Origin of the sequence: Stenotrophomonas nitritireducens (genome assembly GCF_050984405.1) — a bacterium.
Classification (GTDB): domain Bacteria; phylum Pseudomonadota; class Gammaproteobacteria; order Xanthomonadales; family Xanthomonadaceae; genus Stenotrophomonas; species Stenotrophomonas nitritireducens_B.
The window spans coordinates 3,741,647-3,764,323 of record NZ_CP158790.1; the positions used below are offsets into that span (position 1 = coordinate 3,741,647).

Sequence of the window (22,677 nt, forward strand, 5' to 3'; positions counted from 1 at the left end):
TCATGCTCACGCCTTGCCTCCCACCGGCAGCACCGGCTGCAGCGTCGGCGCGCGGCGCGACATCGCCAGCAGCGCCAGTCCCAGCGCGATCAGCGGCAGGCTCAGCAGCTGGCCGCGGGTGAACCAGCCGAAGGCCAGGTAGATGCCGTTGTCGGGCATGCGCACGAATTCGACCAGGAAGCGGAAGCTGCCGTACATCAGCGCGAACAGGCCGGACACCGCGTAACGCGGGCGCGGCTTCATCGAATACGCCCACAGCACGACGAACATCACCAGCCCCTCCAGCACCGCCTCGTACAGCTGCGAGGGATGGCGCGCGTACTGGCTGAGCAGGCCGGCGGCGTAGTCCTGCCTGATCTGCGCGGCCGACATCAGCTGCTCCATGGTCGGCAGGCCGGCGGGCACGTCCTTGAGCGGCGCATGCGGGAACACCACGCCCCAGCCGGCGTGGGTGAACTTGCCCCACAACTCGCCGCCGACGAAATTGCCGAGCCGTCCGAAGCCCAGCCCCAGCGGCACCAGCGGCGCGACGAAATCGAGGGTGTCGAAATAGTGCAGCGCGTGTTTGCGCGTCCACCACCAGCCGGCGGCCATGACCCCGAGCAGGCCGCCGTGGAAGCTCATTCCGCCTTCCCACACGCGCAGCAGGATCAGCGGGTTGTGCAGGAAATCGGCGGTCGCGTAGAACAGCATGTAGCCGATGCGCCCGCCCAGCACCACGCCGAGCATGGCGTAGAACAGCAGGTCGGAAAAACCGTTCATGTCCACGCCCGGCAGGCGTCCGGCGCGGATGCGGCGCCGCCCCAGCCACCACGCGGCGGCGAAGCCCAGCAGGTACATGACGCCGTACCAGTGCACCTTGATCGGCCCGAGGGAAAAGGCGATCGGGTCTATGTCGTGGAGATAGATCATGCAGGCAGGTCCGGCGGACGAGTCCCTATTCTCGGGGCAGCGCCCGCAGGGCTCAACCGCCGCTTCACTCCAGCAGCCGCGGGCGGTCGGGCAGCTCGTTGTCGCGCGCCTGCCCGGCAACGGCGGGGAAGTGCGCGGCCAGCAGCGTCGAAACCTCCGCCACGATGGCCAGTACCGCCGCCTCCAGGTCGCCGTCGCGCCGGAGCCGGGCGAAGTCCTCGCAGACCCGGCGCCACTGCGCCGCATCGACGCGTCCGTGCAGGCCGCGGTCGGCGACGATCTCGATGGCGTGGTCGGCCAGCAGCAGGTAGACCAGCACGCCGTTGTTGGCCTGCGTGTCCCAGGTGCGCAGCAAGGCGAAGGCATGCTCGGCGCGTTCGCGCGGCGATACGCCGCGCCACAGCGCCGCCAGCGGCAGGTCGGATTCGACCGCGAACATCACCTGCCCCGCGTGCCGGCGCTCGCCCTCGGCGATGGCGCGGGCGATGCGGTCCAGGCTGGCAGGCGGAAACCGCGCCTGGGCCGACGGCGAAAAGAAATGGCGCAACCAGCGCATCACCAGCTCCCCGAGGCGCCGCCGCCTCCCGAACGCCCGCCGCCACCGGACCAGCCGCCGCCTCCGCCGAAGCCGCCTCCGCCGCCAAATCCGCCGCCCCCGAAGCCCCCGCTGCCGAAACCGCCGCCGCGCGCGAAACCGCCGGGCGACAGCCCGCCAAGCGACAGGAAGAACCCCACCGCCGCGGCGACGCCGCCGCCGGCCAGCGACAGCAGCAGCCAGCCCGCGCCGCCGCCGAGCAGCGCCGCCAGCAGGCCCTTCAGCGGCCGCGAACGGCGTGCGAACAGCAGCCGCGCCAGCAGCGCGGCGAAGCCGCCGATGAACAGCGCGATGCCGAACGTGGCTTCGCCATCGCCGGACCCGCGGTTGCTGGCCACCGGCGCCGGCAACGCCTCGCCGTCGACCAGCCGGACCAGCACGGCCGTGGCATCGGCGATGCCGCCGGCGTAATCGTCCTGGCGGAACCGCGGCACCAGGTATTCCTGGATCACCCGGTTGGCGACGGCATCGGGAATCGCGCCTTCCAGCCCGTAACCCGGCTCGATGCGCACGCGGCGGTCGTTCTTCGCCACCAGCAGCAGCACGCCGTCGTCCACGCCCTTGCGGCCGATGCGCCACTGCTCGAACACGCGGGTGGCGTACTGGGCGATGTCTTCCGGCTGCGTGCTGGGCACGACCAGCACCTGCAGCTGGCTGCCCTTGCGCTGCTGCAGGGCCAGCGCCTGCTGCACCAGCGCCTGCCGCTGCGCGGCATCCAGGGTGCCGGTGGTGTCCACCACCGGCGAATCCAGCGGCGGGATCGGCGCCAGCGGCTGCGCCATGGCCGCCCCTGCCCCGCCGAAGCAGAGCAGGGCCAGCAGCAACAGGTACGGCAGGCGCGTCATCGACTCACTGCGCCGGCGCGGGCGGCGGGTTCTGCGGCTGCGGCGCCGGGCGGGTGCCGAAATCCACCGCCGGCGGCTGCGCGATCTGCGCCTCGTTCTCGACGGTGAAGTTGGGCTTGGCCTGGTAGCCGAACAGCTTGGCGGTGATGACCTGCGGGAACGAGCGGATGTAGGTGTTGTAGTCCTGCACCAGCTGGATGTAGCGGCCGCGCGCGACGGTGATGCGGTTCTCGGTGCCTTCCAGCTGCGCCTGCAGGTCGCGGAAGTTCTGGTCCGACTTCAGCGTCGGGTAGTTCTCGCTGACCACCAGCAGCCGCGACAGCGCGCTGCCCAGTTCGCCCTGCGCCTGCTGGAACTGCTGCAGCGAGGCGGCGTCGTCGGCATTGACGTTGATCTGCCCGACCCGCGAGCGCGCGTTGGTCACCTCGGTCAGCACCTGCCGCTCCTGCTGGGCGTAGCCCTGCACGGTATTGACCAGGTTGGGAATCAGGTCGGCGCGGCGCTTGTACTGGTTGACCACCTCGGACCAGCCGGCCTTGACCGCCTCGTCCTTCTGCTGGATGGCGTTGTAGCCGCAGCCGGAAACCGAACCCGCCACGAGGGCGAGCAACATCAGACGGAAGAACTGGCGCATGGCGGGCCCCTGGGCGACTGGAGCCCGCAGCATGCCACCCCCGGTGTTCAGTGTGTGCATACGACAAGGGCCGGCATGGGCCGGCCCGTCAGGTCGCCACCGCCGGCATTGGCGCCGGCGGCAGGTCACGGCTTACCAGTTGTCCGCGCCGGGGACGTGGTGCGCCTTGGCGTTGCGGCGCATCAGCAGGTTCAGCCACTCCACCAGCACCGAGAAGCCCATCGCCGCGTAGATGTAGGGCTTGGGTACGTGCAGGTCCAGGCCGTCGAGCACCAGCACCGCGCCGACCAGCAGGATGAAGGCCAGCGCCAGCAGCTTCACGGTCGGGTTGGCGTCGATGAAGCGGCCCAGCGGGTTGGCCGCCAGCAGCATCACCGCCACCGCCAGCAGCACGGCGCAGACCATCACCGGGATGTGGTCGGCGATGCCGACGGCGGTGATCACCGAGTCCAGCGAGAACACGATGTCGATGACGGCGATCTGCGCGATCACCATGCCGAAGCTGGCCGAGGCGCGGGTGGTGGTGGGGTCCTGGTCCTCGCCGCCGCTGACCAGTTCGCGGATCTCCTTGACGCCCTTGTAGAGCAGGAACAGGCCGCCGACGATCAGCACCAGGTCGCGGATCGAGATGCCCATGCCGGCCACGGTGAACAGGTTGCTCTCCATGTGCGCCAGGTAGGCCAGCGAGACCAGCAGCAGGATGCGGGTGATGCAGGCCACGGCGATGCCGACGCGGCGCGCCAGCGGGCGCCGGTGCTCGGGCAGGCGGCCGACGGCGATGGAGATGAACACCAGGTTGTCGATGCCGAGCACGATTTCCAGCGCGCTGAGCATGAACAGGGTGACCCATACGTTCGGGTCGGCAAGGAACTCAAAAGACATGCAGGCAATCCTTCAGCAAAGACCGTACACCGCCACCGCGCGGCCGGTGGTTTCAGAAAAGCCGGGGCACCAGGATCAGGCCCCAGCACAGCAGAACATTCATCATCAGCACGAACACCGCCGCCGAGCCCATGTCCTTGGCGCGCCCGGCCAGCACGTGGAATTCCGGGCCGTAGCGCTCGATCACCGCCTCGATGGCGGAATTGGCCAGCTCCATGGCCATCACCAGCAGCATCGAGCCGACCAGCAGCACGCGCTCCACCGGCGTCTGCCCCAGCCACAGCGCGGGCGGGGCCAGCAGCACAAACAGGTAGACCTCCAGCCGGAACGAGGATTCGTGTTTCCACGCCGCGGTCAGGCCCTGCCAGGACCAGATCGCCGCCTTGAGCACCCGCGCCGGACCGCGCGGCAGGTTGCCGACCTCGTCAGCCATGGACGCGGCCCTCGATCGACCCGGCACGGGCGGCCGGAACAGGGCGGGAACGGGAGGGAACCATGCGGGCGGCCGTGACGATGAACAGCGCGGGATTCTGCCACAGGCGTCCTGTCGGCGCCCTGTCGCCGCCTCGCGCGCGCTCTCGCCCGCAGGTGCATGGCAGGGGCGCGCGCGAAGCCATTCAGGGGCGCGGCGGGGACTGGACGCCCCCACGGGGCACTCAGCCGGGCGTGGCCTGGCCGGGGTCTTCGTCGCTTCGGCGGGCGCCCAGCGAGAACCGCACGGTCGCCGTCGTGCCCTGCCCCGGCGCGCTGTCCAGCTCGATGCGCCAGCCGAAACGCTCGCACAGGCGGTGCACGATGGGCATGCCCAGGCCGTGGCCCTGGCGCCGCTCCGGCTCGACCCGGAAGAACGGCTCGAAGATCCGCGCCAGCGCCTCCTGCGACATGCCGATGCCGGTATCGCGCACCACCACCCGGTCGGCCTCCACATAGGCGTCGACGCGACCGGCGTCGGTGTAGTTGCAGGCATTGCGCAGCAGGTTGCCGACCACCACGTGCAGCACCTGCGGCGGCGCCCGCAGCGGGCACGCCGCGAGCACGTGGACTTCCAGTTCGACCGGGCGTCCGGCCAGGCTGCCGCGGGCGTTGGCCGCCTCGTAGCGGACCACGTCGGCGACCTCGACCCATTCGGCCTGCGGTTCGATGTTGGCCTCGCGGGCGAGGATCAGCAGCGCGTCGATCAGCGCCTCCATGTCGCGGCCGGCGCGCTGGATGCGCTGCAGGCTGCGCTGCAGCCCCGGGCTCAGTTCCTGCGCGCCCAGCGCCATGTCGCTGGCCATGCGGATCACGGTCAGCGGCGTGCGCAGTTCGTGGCTGGCGTCGCGGGTGAAGTTGCGCTCGCGCGCGACGTGGTCGCCGATGCGGCCGGCCATGGTGTGCAGCGCGTCGGCCAGCTGCCGCACCTCGCCCTGCACGTCGGGCGGCAGCCGTTCCGGCGCCAGTTCGCTGGCGTCCGGATACAGCGGGTCCCATTGCGACACGCGCCGCGCCAGCCAGGTCACCGGCGACACCACGCGGTGCGAGACGTGGTAGGTCAGCCACGAGGCGCCGTAGACCGCCAGCAGGATCAGCAGCACGGGCACCACGCCGAACCAGAACGCCAGGCGCTGGGCCTGCGAGCGCAGGAACACCAGGTAGAGCCGGCCGTCGGGCTTCTCGTCCACCAGCACCAGCTGGTCGGCATCGCCGATCTCGTGGAAGCCGGGCGCCAGCGCGCGCAGGTCGGCCGGCAGGCTCAGCGGCGATTGCCCGGTTTCCAGCAGGTAACCGCGGATGTTGCTGGTATTGGGCGGCGGCTGCGCCGCCGAGGCGGCGTGCAGCTCCCAGAAATGCGCCGCCTCTTCCTTGAGCAGGGCGTTGACCAGGCCGAACTTGACCACCAGCAACACCAGGTAGCCGCCCAGCAGCACCGCAAGGCCGGCCAGCAGCGCCTGCAGCATGAAAGCGGTCCTGATCTTGCGCGGCAACCCGTGCAGCATCGCAGCCCCGGCGGTGGTCCTGTGCGGTTAAGGGAAGGGGAACCGGGCCGCGGCGCGGCCCTTCCCTTCGCGACGGAGTGCGTTCGCCGGCATGCTCAGCCCATCGGCTGGGCGATGTCGGCGATGCGGTAGCCCGCGCTCTGCACGGTGTGCAGCAGCGGCCGGTCGAACGGCTTGTCGATGATCTTGCGCAGGTTGTACAGGTGGCTGCGCAGGGTGTCCGAGTCCGGCAGGCCGTTGCCCCAGATCTCGCGCTCGATCTCCTGGCGGGTCACCACCCGCGGCGATTCGCGCATCAGGATGGTCAGCAGGCGCAGGCCGATGGGCGAGAGCTGCAGCTCGGTGCCGGCGCGGGTGGCGCGCATGCTGACCGGGTCCAGCACCAGGTCGGCGACCTTGAGCACCTCGGCGCCGACCTGGCGGCGCTCGCGGCGGATCAGCGCGCGCAGCCGCGCTTCCAGTTCCTGGATGGCGAACGGCTTGGTCAGGTAGTCGTCGGCGCCGAAACCCAGGCCGGTGAGCTTGTCGTCCAGCGTGTCGCGCGCGGTCAGCATCAGCACCGGCGTGGACTTGCGCGCCTCGTTGCGCAGGCGGCGGCAGACCTCGATGCCGTCAAGACGCGGCAGCATCAGGTCCAGCACCACCACGTCGTAGCTGTTTTCCGCCGCCAGCCGATAGCCGTCAAGGCCGTCGCAGGCGTAATCCACCTCGAATCCCTTGCCTTCCAGGTACTCGCCGATCATCTCGGAGATGTTGCGGTTGTCCTCGATGACGAGCACCAGTCCGGACGATTCCTTTGTCTGTCGCATGGAGCCTCCTCGTTCTTCAGCTTTGTGAAAGATGCCGCACCCGCAGTGCATCCCATGTGAAGAAAACGGCGCCCGCCGCGGCGGCGGGCCGAGCGGGCCTTGGCCCTATGCTATGCGCGCCTTCCGCCGGACCCGTCCATGCCCACCCCGCCCCTTTCCGCCTACCTCTACCCCGTGCTGCTGCTCGTGGCCAGCAACGTGTTCATGACCTTCGCCTGGTACGGGCACCTGAAATACCGCTCGGCGCCGCTGCTGGCGGTGATCCTGGTCAGCTGGGGCATCGCCTTCTTCGAGTACTGCCTGCAGGTGCCGGGCAACCGCCTGGGCGCGGCCGTCTATTCGGCGCCGCAGCTCAAGGGCATGCAGGAGGTGATCACCCTGCTGGTGTTCGCCGGGTTCTCGGCGGTGTACCTGGGCCAGCCGCTGAAATGGAACCACTGGGCGGCGTTCGCGCTGATCGTGCTCGCCGCGCTGCTGATGTTCAAGGAATAGCCCGGCCGGCGCCGGCTCCCTGGCCTCTCCCCCGGCGTCGGGAACGCGCCGGATGCGGGCCGTGGGCCGCGCGCCGAGGAGCGGCTTCAATGCCGGCGCCCGCACCCCGGCACTCCCCTGTCGCCCAGGCGCAAGAGCAGCCCCCGCCTCAACCTTCGTCCGGCGCCTTCTCGACCCAGGCGGCGAACACCTCGTCGATCTGCCGGTCCTTGACCCGCTTGCCGGCCTGCACGTCCGCGGCCTGGGTGAACAGCGGGATGATCATCGCCATGCCGTCCACCCTGGTTTTCAGGCGCACGCCCGGCGCCTGCCCGAGGAATCCGTCCCAGTGCCGGCGCACCTGCGCCCAGTAGCCGGCGGTGGCGTTCCAGTAGTCGCGGGCCGGGCTGAAGTCCACGTCCTTCGTGCGGACGTAATCGTTGAAACCGAACTCGCGCGCGATCTCGTGCTGCGCGCCGCCGGCCTCGCGCCGCACCTTGGTATTGAACTGCTCGTGGGTCCAGCCGCCGGGCGTCAGCGTGTGCCGGTTGACCATCGCCAGCGCGTTGTAATCGCTGCGCCGGGTGTACTCGCGGCGCGGCAGCGGGCGCCAGCCCGGGTCGCTGGTCCAGCTCGGCACATCGTTGTCGTAGCTCCAGCGGCCGGTGCCGCAGTAGCGCGGCGCGTCGCTGACCTCGTAGACGCACTGGGTCCAGGCGCCGCGGGTGACGGACGCCGGGATCGCGCGCACCCGCCAGGTCTGGTCGGCGCTGAACTCGAAGCGGGTCGGCGCCTCGTAGCTCCAGTCCTGCCGCCAGTGCTTGGTGACGTGGCCGCTTTTCGGGTCCACCAGCAGGTGCTGCAGCACGATGCGGGTGGGGGTGTCCTCGACCACCACCACCAGTTCGTTGCCGCCGCTGCGCATCGCCGGCGCGCGCTCGTAGCCGGGCTGGAGCAGTACGGTTTCGTCGAAGGCGAAATCCACCGTGTATTCGCCTCGCATGCGCAGGATGGTGTCGTGGTCGCGGGCGGGATCGGCGGGATCGGCGGGCGCGGCGTGGGCGCCGGTGGTGGCGCACAACAGCAGCAGGCTGGCGCAATGCGGTTTCATCGTGGGTTCTCTCGTGCAAGGAAGGCCGTCCCTGGCCGCTGGCGCTCCATCGGGGGAGGAAAGGATGCGGGGCCGCTCACCAGGCCAGCGACAGGCTGGCCGACAGCGTGCGGCCGGGGTTGCCGTAGCGGTCGATCACGCGGCTGGAGGCCGACAGCGTCGCGGCCAGGCTGGACCAGTCGATGTAGTGGCGGTCGGCCAGGTTGAACACGCCGACGTTGACCGTGGCGCCCGGCGCGAAACGCCAATGCGCCATCAGGTCGAACACGCCGTAGCCGGCGGGGCGGAACGCGTCCGCGCTGGCGACGCGGTGCTTGCGGCGGGCGAAGCTGCCGGCCAGCTCCGCGCCCCAGTCGTCGCGGTCGTACGCCAGCCCGAGGGTGCCGCGCAGCGGGTCCACCGAGTCCAGCGGCACGCCTTCGCTGCGGTTCTGCCCGCGCGACCAAGCCGCCGCGCCGCGCAGCGACCAGCCGGCCAGGCGGTCGCTCAACCCGCCCAGGTCGGCGCCGGCCTTCAGCTCCGCGCCGTGGATGCGCGCATCGGCGATGTTCTGCGACTGGAACACCATCAGCCCCTGCGCGTTGGTGCCGACATAACGCTGCGACTCGATGAAGTCGCGATAGTCGTTCCAGTAGCCGCCGAGGCTGGCCCACAGCACCGGCCCCAGGTAGCGCAGGCCCAGTTCCAGGCCATTGCTGGTTTCCGGCTTGAGGTCCGGGTTGGGGATGGCGGTGTAGCCGAACATCACGTTGGTGAAACCCAGGTTGACGTCGTTGTACGGCGGCGAGCGGAAGCCGCGCGCGTAGCCGGCGAACAACGACCAGCGGTCGTCCAGGCGCCACACCATGCCCAGCTTCGGCGACACGCTGGTCTTGCGCAGCGAGGCCAGCGCGACACCGGGATTGTCCTCGCTGAAAATCGTGTCCACCTGCGGCTCGAGCCGGTAATGATCCACGCGCACGCCCGGCACCAGCGATACGTTGCCGCCGGCGAAACGTATTTCGTCCTGTGCGTACAGGCCCAGCTCGGTGGTCCTGCTGATCGGGAAATCGCGCACCGGGAACGCGTCGGGCAGGATCGTGCTGCTGGTGCCGCCGTTGGCCAGCACCTGGTAGCCGTCGCGCTTCTGCCGGATCTCGGTCCATGCGCCGTCGAAGCCCCAGGTCAGCGCGTGCTCGACCGCCCCCGTCGCCAGGCGCTTGTCGAACTGCGCCTGCGCGCCGTACACGCGCTGGTCGAAGTTGAACTCCCGATGGCGCCGGCTGCGGTTGGCGCGGTCTTCGTCGGTGACCTGGGTGGTCTCGCTGTCCTGCCGGTACAGCTGCCAGCGCAGGCTGTCGGCGAACGCGGCGTCGAGCGCGTCCATTTCGTGGGCGAAGGACACGCGGGCGCGGGTCTGTCGGTCGTGCGCCTTCATGCCGGTGGTGGTGGCGTGGTCGATCGCCGAGTACACGTCGGTATCGGTCACGTCCTCGTTGCCCTCCACGGTCAGGCGGAAGCGCTGGTTTTCGTCCGGCGCGAAGACCAGCTTGGACAGTACGCTGCGGCCGTCACGATCCTGTGGGTTGGGCGCGGTACGGGTGTTGTCGAGGCTGCGCACCCGGCCCTTGTTGCCGGTTTCCTGACCCTGGCGGTGATTGGCATTGACCATGCCGCTCCAGCGCCCGTCGCCGAAGGCCACGGTCGCGCCGGCGAGCAGGCCCTGCCAGTCGCCGTCGTAACCGAACTTCAGGCCGACATGGCTTTTTTCGCCGTCCTCAAGGTAGTCGGCCGGGTCCTTGGTGACGAAGGCGACCACGCCGCCCAGCGCATCGGAGCCGTACAGCGAACTGGCCGGCCCGCGCACGATTTCCACGCGCTTGAGCGTTTCCAGGTCGGTGAAATCGCGGTTGGCGCTGGCGAAGCTGCCGATGGCGAAACTGCGGGGCATGGCGATGCCATCGGTCTGGATCAGCACGCGGTTGCCGTCCAGCCCGCGGATGCGGAAGCCGCCCAGGCCGAAGCGGGCCACGCTGCGGGTCACCGAGATGCCCGGTTCGTAGCGGACTAGGTCGCCGATGTCATGGGCGAGCTGCCGGTCCAGCTGCTCGCGGTCGATCACGTCGACCGTGGCGGCGACGTCGCCGACCGCGCGCCCGGTACGGGTGGCGGTGACCTGGACGCGGTCGAACTGGTGGGCATCGGCCGGTGCCGCGGTTTCGGCGCGGGCGGGGGACAGCACCGCCCACAGGGCGGCGCTCAAGGCAGCAGGACGGATCATGGGTACCTGGAATCGAAAGGTTGACCCCCGGCGGAACGGCCGGCCGCAGCTGCGGCCCGGCCGCGGCCGAGGGGGAGAGAGCGTTGCGATTCAGGCGGGCATGACGCGCAGCGGCGCGCCGGCTGGCGGCGAATGCGGCCGGGGCTTACTTGGTGAGGATCAACTTGTCGTTGCTGGTATGGCGCAGGCGGTAAACGCGGTCGCCATGGCGGATCAGGATTTCACGCTGGCCCTTGAGCAGGGCGCCGCTGTCGATGGTGCCGTCGGCGGCCAGCTGCTGCGGGGCGGAACGTTGCGGCAGGTGCAGCGTGCGGGGGCGGAGCAGGACAGGTTGGGCGAACATCGTGGCGATTCCGTGGCGGGGACGGAATTGATGATAATGATTCTCATCCGCTACGCAAGAGGGGGCGCGCCACTTTTCGCGCGCCCTTTCCGTTCGCCGCGCAGCCGACGGGGAACGCCGCTGCCGTCCGGCGATGGCTCAGGCGAACGCGGCCTCGATCCGGCGCCAGGCGTCCTCGCCCACGCGCTCCAGCACCTCCAGCGCGCGCAGGTTCTCTTCCAGCTGCGATACCCGGCTGGCGCCGAGGATCACGCTGGACACGTGCGGGTTGCGCAGGCACCAGGCGATGGCCAGCTGCGCCGGCGACTCGCCCAGTTCCGTGGCCAGCGCGGTGAAGCGCCGCACCTTGCCCAGCCGGTCCTGTTCCGGCGTGCCCAGCACCGCGTCCTTCAGCCAGTCCATCGTGGTCTGCGCCAGGCGGCTGTCGGCGCCGATGCCGTCGTTGTACTTGCCGGTCAGCAGGCCCGAGGCCAGCGGCGACCAGATGGTGGTGCCCAGGCCGGCGTCGGCGTAGAGCGGCGCGTATTCCCGTTCCACCCGCTCGCGGTGCAGCAGGTTGTACTGCGGCTGCTCCATGGTCGGCGCATGCAGGCCGTTGCCACGGGCGAACGCCACCGCCTCGGCGATCTGCGCGGCGGACCATTCCGACGTGCCCCAGTACAGCACCTTGCCCTGGCGGATCAGCACGTCCATCGCCTGCACGGTTTCGGCGATCGGCGCGTCCGGGTCGGGGCGGTGGCAGTAATAGAGGTCCAGGTAATCCACGCGCAGGCGCCTGAGCGCGGCGTGGCAGGCGTCGTGCACGTGCTTGCGCGAAAGCCCGCGCTGCAGCGGGTTGGGCGCGTCGACCGCGCCGAAGAACACTTTGCTGGACACGCAGTAGCCGTCGCGCGGCAGGCGCAGGTCGGCGATCACGTCGCCCATCACCTGCTCGGCGCGCCCCTGCGCGTAGACCTCGGCGTTGTCGAAGAAGTTGACCCCGTTGTCCCAGGCGGCGGCGATCAGGTTGCGGGCCTCGCCACGGGCGATCTGGCTGCCGAAGGTGACCCAGGCCCCGAAGGACAGGGCGGAAAGCTGCAGGCCGGACGACCCGAGGCGGCGGTAGTGCATGGCGGACTCCTGGAACGCGGCCCGCGCCGGCGGCGCGGACGGGGCGCCAGTGTAGCGCCCGGCGCGGTCAGGCCAGGCCCCGGAAACCTTGCCGATACCGGCGCGTTCGCCGCCGTTGCCCCCGGCCGGCACCGGAATTGTTGCCCGCCACCGGCCGCTGCACTAGGCTTGCCGCTTTTGCGGGCTGGCCCGGGGAATACTCATGGTCGAAGGTTTGGGCAGGATCGGCTTCGGCCTGTTCGGCCTGGTGGTGCTGATCGGCATCACCTGGCTGTTTTCCAACAACAAGAAGGCGGTGGACTGGAAGCTGGTCGCCACCGGCATCACCCTGCAGATCGCCTTCGCCGCGCTGGTGCTGCTGGTGCCCGGCGGGCGCGACGTGTTCGACTGGCTGGGCCAGGGCTTCGTCAAGATCCTGAGCTACGTCAACGAAGGCTCCGGCTTCATCTTCGGCAGCCTGATGGACGTGCCGAAGTACGGCTTCATCTTCGCCTTCCAGGTGCTGCCGACCATCATCTTCTTCTCGGCGCTGATGGGCGTGCTCTACCACCTGGGCGTGATGCAGGCGGTGGTCAAGGTCATGGCCTGGGCGATCACCAAGGTGATGCGCGTGTCCGGCGCGGAGACCACCAGCGTTTGCGCCAGCGTCTTCATCGGCCAGACCGAAGCGCCGCTGACCGTGCGCCCGTACATCCCGAAGATGACCCAGTCCGAGCTGATCACGATGATGATCGGCGGCATGGCGCACATCGCCGGCGGCGTGCTGGCGGCCTACGTCGGCATGCTCGGCGGCGGCGACCCGGTGGCGCAGGCGTTCTACGCCAAGCACCTGCTGGCCGCCTCGATCATGGCCGCACCGGCCACGCTGGTGATCTCCAAGCTGCTGGTGCCCGAGACCGACACCCCGCTGACCCGCGGCACGGTGAAGATGGAGGTGGAGAAGACCTCCTCCAACATCATCGACGCGGCCGCCGCCGGCGCCGGCGACGGCCTGAAGCTGGCGCTGAACATCGGCGCGATGCTGCTGGCCTTCATCGCCCTGATCGCCCTGCTCAACGCGCCGCTGACCTGGCTGGGCGAGGTCACCGGCCTGGCCCAGGCCATCGGCAAGCCGACCAACCTGGCCACCATCTTCGGCTACGTGCTGGCGCCGATCGCCTGGGTGATCGGCACGCCGTGGGCCGACGCCACCACGGTGGGTTCGCTGATCGGCCAGAAGGTGGTGATCAACGAGTTCGTCGCCTACCTGCAGCTGTCGGAGATCATCAAGGGCAATGTCGCCGGCGTCGCGCTGAGCGACGAGGGCCGCCTGATCGCCACCTACGCGCTGTGCGGTTTCGCCAACTTCAGCTCGATCGCCATCCAGATCGGCGGCATCGGCGGGCTGGCCCCGGACCGCCGCCACGACCTGGCCAAATTCGGCCTGCGCGCGGTGCTGGGCGGCACCATCGCCACGCTGATGACGGCGACCATCGCCGGCGTGCTCAGCCACTTCGGCTGAGCCGCGGCGCGTTTCCCCTTCCGGCTGCCCCACGGCCATCTGTAGAGAAGTAGATTCCATGAGTTCTGTTGTCGTTGCCGGTTCCTTCAATGTCGACCACGTCTGGCGCTGCGATGCCCTGCCCGCGCCGGGGGCGACCATTGCCGGGCGCTACAGCACCGGCCCCGGCGGCAAGGGCTTCAACCAGGCGGTGGCGGCGCGCCGCGCCGGCGCCGACATCACCTTCGTCTGCGCGCTGGGCGGGGATACCGGCGGCGCGCTGGCGCGCCAGCTGGCGGCCGCCGACGGCATCGCGCTGGCCGCCGAGGCCAGCAGCGAACCCACCGGCACCGCCGGCATCTACGTGGACAGCCGCGGCCGCAACTCCATCGTCATCGGCCCGGGCGCCAACGCCTCGCTGAGCACGGAGTTCATGGCCGCCAACGCCGCGTTGATCGGCGGCGCCCGGGTGCTGCTGGCGCAGCTGGAATCGCCGGTGGAGTCGATCGAGGCGGCGCTGGGCATCGCCCGCGAGGCCGGCGTGCTGACCGTGCTCAACGCCGCCCCGGCCAACGCGCCCTCGACCATCGGCCTGCTCAAGCTGGCCGACGTGCTGACCCCGAACGAAACCGAGTTCGCCGCCCTGCTCGGCCGCCATGTCGGCGAGCGCGTGGAGGCCGACGACGTGGCCGCGCTGGACGGCGCCAGCCTGCACGCGCTGTGCCGCAAGCTGTCGGGCAACACCGTGGTGGTCACCCTCGGCGCGGTCGGCGTGTTCGTCTCGCACGACGAGGAACGCCTGCGCGGCGACAGCCAGCCCTACTACCGCGTGGCCGCCGAATCGGTGCAGGTGGTGGACACCACCGGCGCCGGCGATGCCTTCAACGGCGCGCTGGCCGCCTCGCTGGCGCAGGCGCCGGACGCGGCCTTCATCAAGCACGTGCGCTTCGCCAACCAGTACGCCGCCCGCTCCACCGAGAGCGAGGGCGCCGCCGCGGCGATGCCGCGCATGACGCCGGCCGACGCCGGCTGAGCGGCCGCCCGGCAGCCCCCTCCCGGTAGGAGCGGCTTCAGCCGCGAAGGGGCTTCACCGGTAGAGCCCCTTCGCGGCTGAAGCCGCTCCTACGGGGTGCGCGAACAGCGCTGCCACGGCACTACAATGCGCCGCATGCAGATCGGCCCCTACACCATCGCGCCCAACGTGGTGCTCGCGCCCATGGCCGGCGTCACCGACAAGCCGTTCCGGCAGCTGTGCAAGCGGCTGGGCGCGGGCCTGGCCGCCTCGGAGATGACCATCTCCGACCCGCGCTTCTGGAATACCCGCAAATCCATCCACCGCATGGACCACGCCGGCGAGCCTGCGCCGATCAGCGTGCAGATCGCCGGCACCGAGCCGCGGCAGCTGGCCGAGGCGGCGCGCTACAACGTCGACCACGGCGCGCAGATCATCGACATCAACATGGGCTGCCCGGCCAAGAAGGTGTGCAACGCCTGGGCCGGCTCGGCGCTGATGCGCGACGAGGCGCTGGTGGCGCGCATCCTGGAGGCGGTGGTGGGCGCGGTGGACGTGCCGGTGACGCTGAAGATCCGCACCGGCTGGTGCGCGGAAGTGCGCAACGCGCCGGCCATCGCCCGCATCGCGCAGGACAGCGGCATCGCCGCGCTGGCCATCCACGGCCGCACCCGCGACCAGCACTACACCGGCACCGCCGAGTACGACACCATCGCCGCGATCAAGGCGATGCTCGACATCCCGGTGCTGGCCAACGGCGACGTCGATTCGCCGCGAAAGGCCGCGCAGGTGCTGGCCCATACCGGATGCGATGCGGTGATGGTCGGCCGCGCCGCGCAGGGCCGGCCGTGGATCTTCCGCGAGATCGCCCATTACCTGGCCACCGGCGAGGAACTGCCGCCGCCGACGCTGCAGGAGATACGCGACATCCTGCTCGGCCACCTCGCCGACCTGCATGCCTTCTACGGCGAACCGCAGGGCGTGCGCATCGCCCGCAAGCACCTGGGCTGGTACGCGAAGGACCGGCCGGAGAACGCCGCCTTCCGCGCCGTGGTCAACGCCGCCGAGAGCGCCGAGGCGCAGTCGCGCCTGACCCGCGATTACTTCGACGGCCTGATCGCCGGGCAGCCGCTGGCCGCCGCCTGACCAATACCTGCGCAGGGCGATCCGGCGCGGCACGTGCCAGCCCAGGCCCCGGCGCAAAAGAGATGCCGTTGATGCAGGGCTTGGCCCGCAGCGGGCATTGCCGGAAAGGCTTTCCGATTCCGTAGATGCGGAGCTTGCCCCGCATGGGGCGTTCCGGCATGGCTTCCGTGCGGGGCAAGCCCCGCACCTACGTCCTCGATCCGCAGCTGGGACGCTCGACCCCAAGCCTGTACTCGGCACGGCCACGAACCCGCGGGGCTGCAACAAAAAGGCCCGCCAGCAGCGCTGGCGGGCCTGGATCGGCGCGGGGGGAGGAGCGCGCCGGAAGGGTCAGGCGAAGACCTTGAAGCGGGCCTCGTCTTCCATGTAGTTCTTCTCGCCGAAGGGGGCTTCGTTGGAACCGAACGGCATCTGCGCGCGCAGCTGCCAGTTGTCGGCGATGCCCCACTCGCGGCGCACCGCTTCGTCCACCAGCGGGTTGTAGTGCTGCAGGCTGGCGCCGATGCCGGCCTCGGCCAGCGCCGTCCACACCGCGAACTGGGCGATGCCGTTGGCGTGTTCGGCCCACACCGGGAAGTTGTCGGCATACAGCGGGAACTGGTCCTGCAGGCCGCGGGTCACGTCCACGTCGTTGAAGAACAGCACGGTGCCGGCGCCGGCGGCGAAGCTGTCCAGCTTGCCCTCGGTGGCGGCGAAGGCGTTGGCCGGCACGATCGGGCGGAGCGCGTCCTTGACCAGCTCCCAGAACTTCACGCTCTGCGCCCCGTGCAGGATCAGCGCGCGGGTCGGCTGCGAGTTGAAGGCCGACGGCGCTTCGCGCACGGCATGCTTGATCAGGTCGGTGGCCTCGTCCTGGCCGACGGGCAGGTTGCGACCGAGCGCGTATTGGGAACGGCGCTTCTTGTACAGGGCAATGGCTTGGCTGTTCATGATGACTCCGGAAGGAAGGAATGCCGGCGAGGCGGCCGTTCGTGGATTGGGCGCCAGTGTAATTACCGACAAATTCGGAACAAATATCAAAGAAATCACTATTTGTTCCGAATTTCAAACAATCGTCCTTCCTGCCCGGAATCCGTCCTATCCGCCAGCCATCACCTCCGCTGGCATCGTGCCGTCATCGTTCCATATCCGGCGCCATACCCTGGCCAGCCGCTGCTCCAGCAGCGCGCGGCCACCAGCGTCGCGGTACACCGGGCGCAGCTGCCGCGGCGGCATCGCCGCCCAACCCTCGCCGTCCTGCCGGGCCACGGCGAAGCTGAAGTTGTAGTCCGGCTCCAGGCCCATGCGCAGGTCGCTGAGCACCAGCTGCCCGTCCTGCACCTGCGCGCGCATGAAGCCGCGGTTGAACCACTGCAGCCGCGCCACCGCCGGGATCGGCGCGGCCTGCCGCAGCGCCTGCACGTTGGAGGGATGGCCGGTGAAGCGCATCGGCCCGTGGTCGGCCCACAGCGAGCGGTCGCCGACCACATAGCCCTGCGGGGTCATCGCCACCACCCGCCACAGCAGCGTGTTGAACGGCATCGGCACCGAAAAGCGCGGCGCGTCGGCCAGCCCCATCGCCGCCAGCGCGCGGTCGGCCTCGCGCTCGACCATGCCCTTGGCCAGCAGCGACCAGCCCAGGTAGCCGCAGCTCAGCGCCAGCCCGGCCACCAGCGCGCGCTGCGCCAGCGGCCGCGCGCGCGCGAACCACGCCACCACGCAGCCCAGCGCCAGCCACACCGTATACAGCGGGTCGATGATGAACACGCTCGACCACATCGTCGGGTGCGGCATCAGCGGCCACCACAGCTGCGTGCCGTAGACGGTGAAGGCGTCCAGCAGCGGGTGGGTGACCAGCGCCAGCACCATCGCCCACCACCAGCGCGTGGGCGCCGCCGCCACCCGGCCGTGGCCGAAGCGCCGGTACAGCCACCAGATCAGCGTGCCCAGCAGCGGCAGCACGAACAGCGAATGGCTGAAACTGCGGTGCACGGTCATCAGGCTGACCGGGTCGCGGGTGAAGGCGACGATCAGCAGCCCGTCCAGGTCGGGCAGCGTGCCCAAGGCAGCGCCGGCGAGCAGGGCCGCGCGGCGATGGCCGGCAGGCGCGATGGCGGCGGCGACCGCGCCGCCGAGAACGATCTGGCTGAGGGAATCCATGGCCGCATTATGCCGTTGGACTGCCTTCCTCCCGCAGAGGCGGCTTCAGCCGAAGGAGACGCCCCGACGACTCCCAGGCACTCGACGCACGCAGCCTTCCAGCCCACCAACCGCCCCGCCCACCGCGTAGGAGCGGCTTCAGCCGCGAGAGGCCTTCCCAACGGAATGAAGCCCGCGGTCCGCGGGAACAGTCATGGGAAAGCCCGTCGCGGCTGAAGCCGCTCCTACGGTTGCGGTGGGCGGAACCGCCACAGCGCCAGCGCGGCGTACAGCAGCGCCAGCAGCAGCAGGTTGAGCAGTTCGCCGCCGATCTCGGGCAGCTGCGCACCCATCTGCTGGGTGCGCACGATGGCGTTGATGCCGGGCGTGGTCGGCAGCAGCTTCGCCAGCGCCACCAGCGCCGGCGGCGAGGCCAGCGCCGGCCACGACAGGTTGGACAGGAAGAACAGCGGGATCGAGACCGCGGTGACGTACTGGAACGCGCGCTCGCGGGTATTGAAGAAGCTGCCGACGAACAGCCCGAACGGCACCGTCGCCAGCGCGAACAGCAGCACCGCCAGCAGCAGGCCCGGCACGTTGCCGCCGCGCGGGTAGTCCTGCGCCCAGGCGGTGAAGCCGGCGTAGTAGAGCAGCCCGCACACCGCGACCAGCGCGAACGCCGCGGCCATGCCCAGCAGCACCGGCGGAGCGAAATGCAGGCGCCGGCCCAGCTGCGCGCGGCGGCTGCCCAGCAGCACGCCGATGCCCAGCAGCAGGGTCTGGTGCACGATCAGTTCGGCCACGCCCGGCACCACGCTGCTGCCATAGCCCTCGCGGGTGTTGTACAGCGGCCGCTGCACCAGTTCGAGCGGCGCGGCCTGCGGCGGTCCCATGAAGGCGGCCTGGCGCACCGCCTGCGTGCGTGCGAAAGCGGTGATGCCCTCGGCCAGCCCGTTGAGGATGGCGCTGGCGCGGCTCAGGTAGGCGCCATTGCCCAGCAGCACCAGTTGGCCGCTGCCGCCGCGCAGGATGTCGCGCTCCAGCCGCGCCGGGATCAGCACGATGCCATCGACCTGCCCGGCTTCCAGCTGCGCGCGCGCCCGCGCCAGATCCATCGGCTGCGTCACCACCCGCACCGCGCGCAGCGCGTCGATATGCCGGACCAGGTCGCGGCTGGTGGCGCTGCGGTCGGCATCGACCACGGCGATGGGCAGGTCGCTGGCCACCTGGTGGCGGTAAGCGGCCGGGTAGAAGAACGAGTACAGCAGGATCGCGCCGATCATCACCGCGCGCGCCGAGGAATCGGCGAACACCGCCTGCAACGTCGCACGGAAGGTGGCGGCGATGCGCCTCATGCCGGCACCGGCGGCGCGTCGGCGGGCCGGCGCGCGGCCCGCGCCAGCAGCAGCGCGCCGAGACCGCCAGCCGCCGCCGCCATCAGCAGCAGCACGCCCAGCGGCCGCAGCGACAGCGTCCACGGCGCGCCCATGAACAGCTGCTGCATCTGCACCTGCACATAGGCGGTGAGCGGCAGCAGCGCGTTCCACACGCGGGTGAACAGCGGCGCCTCGATCACCGGGAAGGTGGCGCCGGAAAACGCCAGCGCGGTGCCGATGCTCAACCCCACCAGCGACAGGCCGGTGCCCATGTCGCGGGTGACGGCGATGAACAGCAGCGCGAAGCAGCAACAGGCCAGGTAGAACAGCGGCTGCGCCAGCACCAGCAGCCACAGGCTGCCGGCCACGCCATCGCCGCGCACGTACGCCACGTACAGCACGCCGAGCGCGCCATACAGCGAGAACAGCGCCACGTAGGGCGCCAGCTTGCCGGCGATGGCCGCCCAGGGGCGTTCGCCCAGCCATGCGGGCAGCAGGCCGTCGCGGCGTTCGCGCCCGACCGCGCCGCCGGCGGCCAACGCCGCCAGCAGCGACAGCACCGCGGGGAAGATCAGCGGCAGCAGGAACAGTTCGTAGCTGCGCGCCGGGTTGTGCAGCACCGTGGCCTGCACCGTCACCGGCGCCGCGCGCAGGCGCGCCGGCCCCACCTGGCGGCCGATCCGCTCGCGCAGCATGCGCGCGTTGAAGGCACCGACCGCATCGGCGATGTCGCGCGCGGCCGACTGGCCGGTGGCCATGTAGGTGGCGTTGTAGAACGCGTAGACCGGCGCGGCCTCGCCGCGCAGCGCGCGCCGGCTCATGTCACGCGGCACCAGCACGATGGCGAACACCTCCAGCGCGCGCAGCTGCGCCTGCGCCTGCGGCAGCGACGCCGGCTGGCGGGCGATGGCCACGCCCGGGCTGGCGTCGATGGCACGCGCCAGCGCGCGGCTGTCCGGGCTGCCGTCCAGGTCCACCAGCGCCACCGGCACCTGGCGCAGCACCGAGGCGGAGAACAGCCACATCATCAGCGCCATCAGCAGCAGCGGCATCAGCGTGACCAGCGCCAGTTCCCAGCGGTCGTGGCGCCAGTGGCGCAGTTCGCGCCGCAGCGAAGCGCAGAACGCGACGCGCGTGCCCGCTGTCAGCCCTGCGGCCATGCGAACAGCACGCTCATGCCCGGGCGGAAGCCGTCGATGGGCTGTCGCGGCCGCGCCCGCACCTCGAAGCTGCGCACGTCGTAGCCGGACGACTGGCGCGTGCTGCGCCAGGTGGCGTAGTCGCCGGCCGGGCTGATGAAGTACACCTCGAAGGCGGCGCGGCGCCCACCCAGCGCGGGAATCGTGCCCTGCAGCGTCGCGCCCGGCGTGAGCCCATGCAGCTGGTCCTCGCGCAGGGTCAGCGCCACCCACATATGGTCGATGTCCACCAGGGTGAACACCGGGTAGCCGGCCGGCACCAGCTCGCCGATGTCGGACAGGCGCTTGCCTACCTCGCCGGCCAGCGGCGCGCGGCCCACCGTCTCCTGGCGCGCGGCCTCGACCTCGGCCCTGGCGCCTTCGGCCTGGCGCACCTGCGCCAGCGAGGCGGCCTTGTCCTGGCGGCGCGCGCCGGCCAGCGCCTGGTCGTACTGCGCCTTTGCCGCACGCGCCAGCTCCTCCGAGCTGCGCGCCTGCGCCTGCGCCTCGTCGCGCTTCTGCCGCGTCACCACGCCTTCGCGGAACAGGTTGTCCACGCGGCGGAAGGTGGCCGTAGCCAGCTCGGCGCCGGCCACGGCGCGCTTCCAGTTGGCCTCGGCGGCGCGGATGTCCTCGCTGCGCGCGCCCTCCTCGGCCTTCTCCGCCACCGCCTGCGCGGCGGCCACCACGGCATCGGCCTGGCGCTCCTTGGCCGCGACTTCCGGGCTGTCCAGCTCGAACAGCACCTGCCCGGCCGCGACCCGCTCGCCCTCGCGCACGTGCAGCGTCTGCAGCCGCGCGGTGACCTTGGCGGCGACGTTGACGTTGTCGGCGTCGGCCATGCCCTGCACCTGGTCGGCCGGCGTGCGCAGGCCCAGCCACAGGCCGAGCGCGACCAGCGCCAGCAACAGGCCGCCACCGATGGCGAAGGCGCGGCGATGCCGTGGACCCGCGCCCTGTCCCAGGGAATCGTTCATTCCAGCACCTTGTCCGCCCGCCGGCGGTAGTCGTCGAACCGTTCCATCTGCCCGCTCACTTCCAGCAGCTGCGCCAGCGCCACGTCGAACTGGTAGGCGGCCTGCGCCCGCTCCACCCGCGCCCCGCCCAGCGCCAGGCGCGCGTCGATCACGTCCAGCGAGGTCGCCTGGCCTTCACGGAAGGACAGCTCCTGCAGGCGCAGGTTTTCCTCGGCCTGGGCGATGCTGCTGTCCAGCAGGCGGAACTGGGTGCGTGCGGTATCCAGCTCGTTCCAGGCCTTGGCCACGCCCAGCCGCAGCTGGTTCCCGGCCTCGCTCACGCCCGAGCGCGCCTGGTCCAGCTGCGCGCGCGCGGCGCTGACCTGCAGCGGCCGCGCGTTCGGCGACAGGAAGGTGTAGCGCAGGCCGATGCCGAACGCCCAGTCGGCGTCGGTCAGCAGTGCGTCGCGGCGGTGCAGGTCGTACTGGCCGAACAGGTAGACCTGCGGCTTGAGTTTGGCCTGCTGCACGCGCAGGCCCTGTTCGGCCTGCGCGGCGAGCGCGCGCAGGCGTTCGATCTGCGGGTGGCGCTGCAGCGCGCTGCGTTCGAACTCCTCGCGCGCGCCCAGCGGCGCGTCGATCACGAACAGCGGCGAGGCCGTGCCGACCGCGCCGCCGCTGCGCAGCAGCGTGGCCAGCGCCTGCTGCAGCGTGGCCAGGTCGTTGACCGCCTTCTGGTAATCGCGCTCGGCCTTGTCGCGGGCGACGTTGGCCTGCAGGCGCTGGGCGCGGCTGGCGAAGCCCTCGCGTTCGAGCTTGAGCGCATCGTCCAGGTGCCGCTGCAGGCCGTCGCGCACTTCGCGCCGCACCTGCACCGCCTGTTCGGCCAGCTGCTGGCCGAAATAGGCCTGCACCAGCTGCAATGCCAGCGACTGGCGCTGCGCCTCGCGCTCGGCCTGCGCCTGCGCCGTGGCCGCCTGCGCCGCCTGCTGCGCCGCCGGGATCAGCCCGCCGCTGTACAGCGGCACGCTGGCGGTGACGATCGGGCGGGTACGCCAGTCGCGCTCGACGAAGCGCAGCGGCGATTCGATGCCGAACGCCTCGGCCACCGGCGCCAGCGAGCCCAGCGGCAGCTCCAGGGTCTTCTGGAACTGCATGCGGCGCACGTCGCCGGTGATTTCCGGCAGCCGCAGGTAGCGGCTGGCGTCCTGCAGGTCCTGCTTGTTGCGCACCCCGGCCTGGGCCGCGGCGAGCGCGTCGGATACCTGCTCCAGCCGTTCGCGCGCCTGCTCGAAACTCAGTACCGGCGCGTCGTCGGCGGCGGCGCTCCCCACCTGGAAAAGGCAGGCCGCCAGCAGCCACGCCCGTCCCCTCGTTGTCGGCTGCTTGCCTGCCACTGCGGATGCTCCTTTCCCCTCACCCGCGCCAGCATAGCGCCGGCGCCGTGAGGAATAAGCATGCGC

22 protein-coding genes are annotated in these 22,677 nt (G+C 70.8%); 4 read left to right on the plus strand and 18 right to left on the minus strand.

Annotation, left to right across the window (positions count from 1 at the left end):
- Window positions 1-6 precede the first annotated feature (6 nt).
- The 8 genes from lgt to ABTV91_RS16805 all read right to left on the minus strand — a co-directional run bounded on the left by lgt (window position 7) and on the right by ABTV91_RS16805 (window position 6,653).
- Window positions 7-912, minus strand: a complete 906-nt coding sequence (gene lgt / locus ABTV91_RS16770) for a prolipoprotein diacylglyceryl transferase (protein WP_433852446.1) — start codon at window positions 910-912, stop codon at window positions 7-9.
- A gap of 64 nt (window positions 913-976) precedes the next feature.
- Entirely contained in the window at window positions 977-1,468 is a 492-nt protein-coding gene (locus tag ABTV91_RS16775; protein ID WP_433852447.1) for a TPM domain-containing protein, read from the minus strand.
- On the minus strand, window positions 1,468-2,352 hold the full coding sequence (locus ABTV91_RS16780; RefSeq protein ID WP_433852448.1) for a TPM domain-containing protein: 885 nt from the start codon (window positions 2,350-2,352) through the stop codon (window positions 1,468-1,470). Before ABTV91_RS16780 ends, ABTV91_RS16775 begins: the two co-directional genes overlap by 1 nt.
- 4 nt (window positions 2,353-2,356) lie before the next feature.
- Window positions 2,357-2,986 (minus strand): LemA family protein, encoded by a 630-nt coding sequence (locus tag ABTV91_RS16785; RefSeq protein WP_433852449.1) that lies wholly within the window; start codon window positions 2,984-2,986, stop codon window positions 2,357-2,359.
- A gap of 132 nt (window positions 2,987-3,118) precedes the next feature.
- The gene (locus ABTV91_RS16790; RefSeq protein WP_433852450.1) at window positions 3,119-3,868 is read right to left on the minus strand and encodes a TerC family protein; all 750 of its coding nucleotides are present in this window, start codon (window positions 3,866-3,868) and stop codon (window positions 3,119-3,121) included.
- Window positions 3,869-3,920: 52 nt separating this feature from the next.
- Window positions 3,921-4,301, minus strand: coding sequence for a diacylglycerol kinase (locus ABTV91_RS16795; protein ID WP_433852451.1), 381 nt, complete (start codon window positions 4,299-4,301; stop codon window positions 3,921-3,923).
- A 223-nt stretch (window positions 4,302-4,524) separates the two neighbouring features.
- Window positions 4,525-5,844 carry a sensor histidine kinase gene (locus tag ABTV91_RS16800; RefSeq protein WP_433852452.1) on the minus strand — a complete coding sequence of 440 codons (1,320 nt, stop codon included), beginning with the start codon at window positions 5,842-5,844 and terminating at the stop codon, window positions 4,525-4,527.
- Window positions 5,845-5,939: 95 nt separating this feature from the next.
- A complete protein-coding gene (locus ABTV91_RS16805; protein ID WP_057505422.1) occupies window positions 5,940-6,653 on the minus strand; it encodes a response regulator transcription factor in 714 nt (237 codons plus the stop codon).
- Window positions 6,654-6,791: 138 nt separating this feature from the next.
- Here ABTV91_RS16805 and ABTV91_RS16810 point away from each other — a divergent pair, with 138 nt between their 5' ends.
- Window positions 6,792-7,145, plus strand: a complete 354-nt coding sequence (locus tag ABTV91_RS16810) for a DMT family protein (protein ID WP_433852453.1) — start codon at window positions 6,792-6,794, stop codon at window positions 7,143-7,145.
- 148 nt (window positions 7,146-7,293) lie between these two features.
- Here ABTV91_RS16810 and ABTV91_RS16815 read toward each other — a convergent pair whose 3' ends face one another.
- The 4 genes from ABTV91_RS16815 to ABTV91_RS16830 all read right to left on the minus strand — a co-directional run bounded on the left by ABTV91_RS16815 (window position 7,294) and on the right by ABTV91_RS16830 (window position 11,948).
- Window positions 7,294-8,235: a DUF6607 family protein gene (locus tag ABTV91_RS16815; protein WP_433852454.1), complete on the minus strand. Its 942-nt coding sequence runs from the start codon at window positions 8,233-8,235 to the stop codon at window positions 7,294-7,296.
- Between the two features lie 76 nt (window positions 8,236-8,311).
- Window positions 8,312-10,495 (minus strand): TonB-dependent hemoglobin/transferrin/lactoferrin family receptor, encoded by a 2,184-nt coding sequence (locus tag ABTV91_RS16820; protein WP_433852455.1) that lies wholly within the window; start codon window positions 10,493-10,495, stop codon window positions 8,312-8,314.
- Window positions 10,496-10,640: 145 nt separating this feature from the next.
- On the minus strand, window positions 10,641-10,838 hold the full coding sequence (hemP, locus tag ABTV91_RS16825; RefSeq protein WP_433852456.1) for a hemin uptake protein HemP: 198 nt from the start codon (window positions 10,836-10,838) through the stop codon (window positions 10,641-10,643).
- A 138-nt stretch (window positions 10,839-10,976) separates the two neighbouring features.
- Entirely contained in the window at window positions 10,977-11,948 is a 972-nt protein-coding gene (locus tag ABTV91_RS16830) for a potassium channel beta subunit family protein (RefSeq protein WP_433852457.1), read from the minus strand.
- Between the two features lie 202 nt (window positions 11,949-12,150).
- On the opposite strand from ABTV91_RS16830, the gene ABTV91_RS16835 reads away from it, so the two are divergent.
- From ABTV91_RS16835 to dusB, 3 genes are all read left to right on the plus strand, one after another.
- Window positions 12,151-13,449, plus strand: coding sequence for a NupC/NupG family nucleoside CNT transporter (locus ABTV91_RS16835; RefSeq protein ID WP_433852458.1), 1,299 nt, complete (start codon window positions 12,151-12,153; stop codon window positions 13,447-13,449).
- A 58-nt stretch (window positions 13,450-13,507) separates the two neighbouring features.
- On the plus strand, window positions 13,508-14,461 hold the full coding sequence (locus tag ABTV91_RS16840; RefSeq protein WP_433852459.1) for a ribokinase: 954 nt from the start codon (window positions 13,508-13,510) through the stop codon (window positions 14,459-14,461).
- Between the two features lie 135 nt (window positions 14,462-14,596).
- Entirely contained in the window at window positions 14,597-15,586 is a 990-nt protein-coding gene (gene dusB, locus ABTV91_RS16845; RefSeq protein WP_433852460.1) for a tRNA dihydrouridine synthase DusB, read from the plus strand.
- Between the two features lie 330 nt (window positions 15,587-15,916).
- On the opposite strand, the gene ABTV91_RS16850 is transcribed toward dusB, so the two are convergent.
- The 6 genes from ABTV91_RS16850 to ABTV91_RS16875 form a co-directional block, all read right to left on the minus strand.
- On the minus strand, window positions 15,917-16,516 hold the full coding sequence (locus tag ABTV91_RS16850) for a nitroreductase family protein (protein ID WP_433852461.1): 600 nt from the start codon (window positions 16,514-16,516) through the stop codon (window positions 15,917-15,919).
- A gap of 147 nt (window positions 16,517-16,663) precedes the next feature.
- Window positions 16,664-17,725, minus strand: coding sequence for a metal-dependent hydrolase (locus ABTV91_RS16855; RefSeq protein WP_433852462.1), 1,062 nt, complete (start codon window positions 17,723-17,725; stop codon window positions 16,664-16,666).
- 224 nt (window positions 17,726-17,949) lie between these two features.
- A complete protein-coding gene (locus tag ABTV91_RS16860; RefSeq protein ID WP_433852463.1) occupies window positions 17,950-19,059 on the minus strand; it encodes an ABC transporter permease in 1,110 nt (369 codons plus the stop codon).
- Window positions 19,056-20,240, minus strand: a complete 1,185-nt coding sequence (locus ABTV91_RS16865; protein WP_433852464.1) for an ABC transporter permease — start codon at window positions 20,238-20,240, stop codon at window positions 19,056-19,058. The genes ABTV91_RS16860 and ABTV91_RS16865 overlap by 4 nt, the downstream gene beginning before the upstream one ends.
- Window positions 20,225-21,235 carry an HlyD family secretion protein gene (locus ABTV91_RS16870; protein WP_433852465.1) on the minus strand — a complete coding sequence of 337 codons (1,011 nt, stop codon included), beginning with the start codon at window positions 21,233-21,235 and terminating at the stop codon, window positions 20,225-20,227. Before ABTV91_RS16870 ends, ABTV91_RS16865 begins: the two co-directional genes overlap by 16 nt.
- Window positions 21,232-22,611 (minus strand): TolC family protein, encoded by a 1,380-nt coding sequence (locus tag ABTV91_RS16875; protein WP_433852466.1) that lies wholly within the window; start codon window positions 22,609-22,611, stop codon window positions 21,232-21,234. Before ABTV91_RS16875 ends, ABTV91_RS16870 begins: the two co-directional genes overlap by 4 nt.
- Between the last annotated feature and the right edge of the window lie 66 nt (window positions 22,612-22,677).

Coding starts and splice junctions, on each gene's coding strand:
- lgt (WP_433852446.1), bottom strand. CDS start 912: ATGATCTATCTCCACGACATAGACCCGATCGCCTTTTCCCTCGGGCCG.
- ABTV91_RS16860 (WP_433852463.1), bottom strand. CDS start 19,059: ATGAGGCGCATCGCCGCCACCTTCCGTGCGACGTTGCAGGCGGTGTTC.
- ABTV91_RS16820 (WP_433852455.1), bottom strand. CDS start 10,495: ATGATCCGTCCTGCTGCCTTGAGCGCCGCCCTGTGGGCGGTGCTGTCC.
- ABTV91_RS16785 (WP_433852449.1), bottom strand. CDS start 2,986: ATGCGCCAGTTCTTCCGTCTGATGTTGCTCGCCCTCGTGGCGGGTTCG.
- hemP (WP_433852456.1), bottom strand. CDS start 10,838: ATGTTCGCCCAACCTGTCCTGCTCCGCCCCCGCACGCTGCACCTGCCG.
- ABTV91_RS16835 (WP_433852458.1), top strand. CDS start 12,151: ATGGTCGAAGGTTTGGGCAGGATCGGCTTCGGCCTGTTCGGCCTGGTG.
- ABTV91_RS16850 (WP_433852461.1), bottom strand. CDS start 16,516: ATGAACAGCCAAGCCATTGCCCTGTACAAGAAGCGCCGTTCCCAATAC.
- ABTV91_RS16855 (WP_433852462.1), bottom strand. CDS start 17,725: ATGGATTCCCTCAGCCAGATCGTTCTCGGCGGCGCGGTCGCCGCCGCC.
- ABTV91_RS16840 (WP_433852459.1), top strand. CDS start 13,508: ATGAGTTCTGTTGTCGTTGCCGGTTCCTTCAATGTCGACCACGTCTGG.
- ABTV91_RS16865 (WP_433852464.1), bottom strand. CDS start 20,240: ATGGCCGCAGGGCTGACAGCGGGCACGCGCGTCGCGTTCTGCGCTTCG.
- ABTV91_RS16805 (WP_057505422.1), bottom strand. CDS start 6,653: ATGCGACAGACAAAGGAATCGTCCGGACTGGTGCTCGTCATCGAGGAC.
- dusB (WP_433852460.1), top strand. CDS start 14,597: ATGCAGATCGGCCCCTACACCATCGCGCCCAACGTGGTGCTCGCGCCC.
- ABTV91_RS16780 (WP_433852448.1), bottom strand. CDS start 2,352: ATGACGCGCCTGCCGTACCTGTTGCTGCTGGCCCTGCTCTGCTTCGGC.
- ABTV91_RS16790 (WP_433852450.1), bottom strand. CDS start 3,868: ATGTCTTTTGAGTTCCTTGCCGACCCGAACGTATGGGTCACCCTGTTC.
- ABTV91_RS16775 (WP_433852447.1), bottom strand. CDS start 1,468: ATGCGCTGGTTGCGCCATTTCTTTTCGCCGTCGGCCCAGGCGCGGTTT.
- ABTV91_RS16830 (WP_433852457.1), bottom strand. CDS start 11,948: ATGCACTACCGCCGCCTCGGGTCGTCCGGCCTGCAGCTTTCCGCCCTG.
- ABTV91_RS16795 (WP_433852451.1), bottom strand. CDS start 4,301: ATGGCTGACGAGGTCGGCAACCTGCCGCGCGGTCCGGCGCGGGTGCTC.
- ABTV91_RS16815 (WP_433852454.1), bottom strand. CDS start 8,235: ATGAAACCGCATTGCGCCAGCCTGCTGCTGTTGTGCGCCACCACCGGC.
- ABTV91_RS16800 (WP_433852452.1), bottom strand. CDS start 5,844: ATGCTGCACGGGTTGCCGCGCAAGATCAGGACCGCTTTCATGCTGCAG.
- ABTV91_RS16870 (WP_433852465.1), bottom strand. CDS start 21,235: ATGAACGATTCCCTGGGACAGGGCGCGGGTCCACGGCATCGCCGCGCC.
- ABTV91_RS16810 (WP_433852453.1), top strand. CDS start 6,792: ATGCCCACCCCGCCCCTTTCCGCCTACCTCTACCCCGTGCTGCTGCTC.